Annotated in this window: 3 protein-coding genes; all 3 read right to left on the minus strand. The window is 58.9% G+C overall.

What is annotated here, in order from left to right; all coding sequences use genetic code 11:
• Positions 1–642: UDP-3-O-(3-hydroxymyristoyl)glucosamine N-acyltransferase (locus tag EPO09_RS20305; RefSeq protein WP_290646085.1), on the minus strand; the 642-nt coding region annotated here is incomplete at its 3' end.
• 68 nt (positions 643–710) lie between these two features.
• Positions 711–1,220, minus strand: a complete 510-nt coding sequence (locus EPO09_RS20310) for an OmpH family outer membrane protein (protein ID WP_290646081.1) — start codon at positions 1,218–1,220, stop codon at positions 711–713.
• A 2-nt stretch (positions 1,221–1,222) separates the two neighbouring features.
• The gene (gene bamA / locus EPO09_RS20315) at positions 1,223–3,511 is read right to left on the minus strand and encodes an outer membrane protein assembly factor BamA (RefSeq protein ID WP_290646083.1); all 2,289 of its coding nucleotides are present in this window, start codon (positions 3,509–3,511) and stop codon (positions 1,223–1,225) included.
• Positions 3,512–3,621: the final 110 nt, after the last annotated feature.

Here is a 3,621-nt window from a genome sequence, read left to right on the forward strand (position 1 = left end):
GGTGTTGGCACCGAGTTCGACGTCGTCACCGATGCGCACGGCACCCAATTGCTCGATCTTTTCCCAACGCCCCTTGTTGGGTGCAAAGCCAAAGCCATCTGCGCCAATCACCACGCCGCTGTGCAGGATGCAGCGCGCACCCACCACGCAATCGAAGCCCAGCGTCACGCGAGGCGCCAGTTTGCTGTCCGCCCCAATACGGGCTCGGGCACCAACAGCGCAATGCGAACCAATGATCGCGTTGTCACCAATCACGGCGCCAGCCTCAATCACAGCCAAAGGCCCGATGGAGACACCTTGACCAATCACCGCGGCAGGATCCACCACCGCTGTGGGGTGGATGCCCGCAGCGGGACGCGGCCGAACGCGGGCCGCCCACCATTGTGTCAGCCTGGCGAAATACAGATAGGGATCATCGCTGACGATGACGGCACCACAGGCGACCGCCTCGTCCTTGATTGCAGGGCTGACGATCACGCACACCGCGCGACTGACTGTCAGTTGCTGCCGGTACTTGGGGTTGGCCAGAAAGGAGATGGCTGCGGGGCGCTCGGTATCCAGCGGCCCGATATGGCGAATCTCTGTTTCCCTGTCGCCGAGCAACTCACCGCCCAGCGCATCCACGATCAAGCCCAGCGTGATACCCGCAACCGATTCGACATGCTCATCGGACACATTGGCGCCGAGATCATGTACAGATTGCGGCTTGCTCACTTCACAGTTCCACTGTCCAGGACCTTGATGACCTTACCGGTGATGTCCAGCCGGGCACTGGCAAACAGCTGATCTTGCAAGATCAGATCGAATTTTTCCTGCTCGAAGATCTGCTTGATGACGCGTCCTGTCCGATTGAGAATGGCAGTCAGCTCTTCATTTTTGCGCTGATTGAAATCTTCCTGAAACTCACGACGCTTGCGTTGCAGCTCACGATCCTGGTCCACCAGATCCCGTTGACGGCGCACGCGCTCACTTTCACCCAAGGTTAGCGAGTCCTTTTCATACTTCTCGGAGGCAGCCTTGACACTTGCCTCAAACCGGTTCAGATCCTTCTCACGAGGCTTGAACTCGGTCTCCAGCTTGGCCTGCGCAGCCTTGGCGGCAACCGTGTCGCGCAACACGACATCCATGTTGACCACACCAATCTTCAGCTCCTGGGCATGTACAGCCAAGGAGGCCAGCACCGTGATGCTGGCGAGCAGAATCTTGCGAATCGATTTCATGATCAGAATGCCGTACCAATCTGGAACTGGAGTTTCTGGATTTTATCTTGATCGAAATAGCGGAAAGGTTTGCCGTAGCTCAGCTTGAGCGGACCGACAGGCGACACCCAACTGATACCCACACCTGTGGAGGCACGGAAATCCTTGAACTTGATGGGCTCGTTCTCACCCCAGACGTTACCCGCATCCACATAGCCGAACAAACGCAGTGTGCGGTCATTGCCTGCCCCAGGGAACGGCACATAGAGCTCGTGGTTCAAGTTGATGCGCTTGTTACCGCCGATAGAAGCCCCCAGGGCGTCGATGGGCCCCAAGGTGCCTTGCTCGAAGCCACGCACACTACCCAGGCCACCGCCCGACCAATTCTTGAACACGGGATAGGGCCGGCCTTGCAACCCGATACCGTAAGCCAGCTCACCGTTGAAGCTGAAGGTATAGCGGTTGGTCAAGGCGAAATGCTGCTGGAACTGATAGTCGGAACGCAGATAGCGCGTGTCGCCCAATGCGCCCCACTCCAGGTTGATACGCTGGTAGCGGCCGGACGACGGGGCGATCACACTGTCACGCGAGTCACGCTGCCATGCCGTGGTCAGCGGAATCGACAAACTGCGCTCACCAAAGGTCTCGCGGTGGATCTGGTAGCTCAGTGGCAGGCCCGTCGTGCCATGAATGGCCGTCTGCTCGGCACCAACGCCAAAGAACACCGTGTCAAATTCGGTATACGGCACACCGAAGTTGACCTTGGCGCCCGGCGTGACGATTTCATAGTCACCACCTTGCGTGCTCAAGGGCCGCGACGTACGGTAGTACACATCGTACGAGCGCGAAACGCCGTTATCCGTGAAGTACGGGTCCACCGTGCTAACAACGATGGTTCGGTTGTACTTGCTGGTGTTGAGTTCAACCCCCAGATAGTTGCCCGTACCGAATACATTGTCCTGCTTGACCGATGCTGTCAGCGTGAACTTCTCGGCGCTGGAGAAACCCGCACCCAGCATCAGATTCCCGGTTGGTTTTTCTTCGACAGAAATCGTCAGATCAACCTGATCAGCGGTTCCCGGCACCTCTGTCGTCTCGATGTTGACCTGTTTGAAGTAACCCAGACGATCCACACGGTCACGAGACAGCTTGATCTTCTGGCCGTCATACCAGGCGGCCTCGAACTGTCGGAACTCGCGGCGAATCACCTCGTCGCGAGTGCGAGAGTTGCCGGCCACGTTCACGCGGCGCACATAAACACGGCGCTGAGGCTGGGCCACCAGCACCGCCACGGCCTGCCCCTTTTCCCGATCAAGTTCAGGGCGGAACTCCACCTTGGCGAAAGCGTAGCCAAAGGCCGCAAAGCGATCCGTGAAGGCCTTGATGGTCGATGCCACGTCCTCCGCGCGATAGGCCTCGCCGGGCTTGATCGTCACCAGTTTGCGGAAGGTGTCTTCCTTGCCCACGTAATCGCCATCAAGCTTGACACCCGTGATCACATAACGCGGCCCTTCGGTCACGTTGATCGCAATCGAGATGTCCTGTTTGTCAGGCGAGATGGCCACTTGCGTGGAGTCAATGCGGAACTCCAGGTAGCCGCGATTGAGGTAGTAGGCCTTGATCGATTCCAGGTCAGCGTTGAGCTTGGCCCGCGCGTACTGGTCCGACTTGGTATACCAGGTCAGCCAACCGCCCACCGTCAGGTCCATCTGCGACAGCAGCGCGCTCTCGGAGAAAGCCTGATTGCCTGTGATGCGGATGCTCTTGATCTTGGTGACCTCGCCTTCGGTGACCGTGAAAGTCACGTTCACGCGATTGCGCTCAGCAGGCGTGATGGTGGTCACGACTTCCACACCATACAGACTGCGCGTCAGGTACTGGCGCTTGAGCTCTTGCTCGGCGCGGTCAGCCAGCGCGCGATCGAAAGGCTGGCCTTCACCGATGCCCACGTCCTTGAGCGCCTTGATCAGGTTGTCCTTGTCGAACTCCTTGGTGCCCACGAACTCCACACGCGAAATCACGGGGCGCTCCTCGACCACCACGACCACCACCTTACCGTCGATCTGGATGCGCACATCCTTGAACAAGCCGGTGGCGAACAGCGAACGCAAGCCTGCGGCGCCCTTGTCGTCGGTATAGGTGTCACCCACGCGGAAAGGCAGCGAGGCGAACACGGTACCGGCATCAGCGCGCTGCAGGCCTTCTACACGGATGTCCTTGAGCACAAAGGGCTCGACGGCCCAAGCTGCCTGGAACAAGGAGGACGCCAGCAAGGCGGCGAGCAGGGACGGCTTGAACCGGACAGCAGTCATGGAAGGAATTTGCATGCGGAAGTAACTCAGTGCGCGCCAACGAAACGCGCCAGGTCGTTGTAAAGGGCCAGTGACATCATCACCAGCATGATGGCGACGCCACCACGTTG

Source organism: Aquabacterium sp., from assembly GCF_004297345.1.
Taxonomy (GTDB): Bacteria; Pseudomonadota; Gammaproteobacteria; order Burkholderiales; family Burkholderiaceae_C; genus Aquabacterium.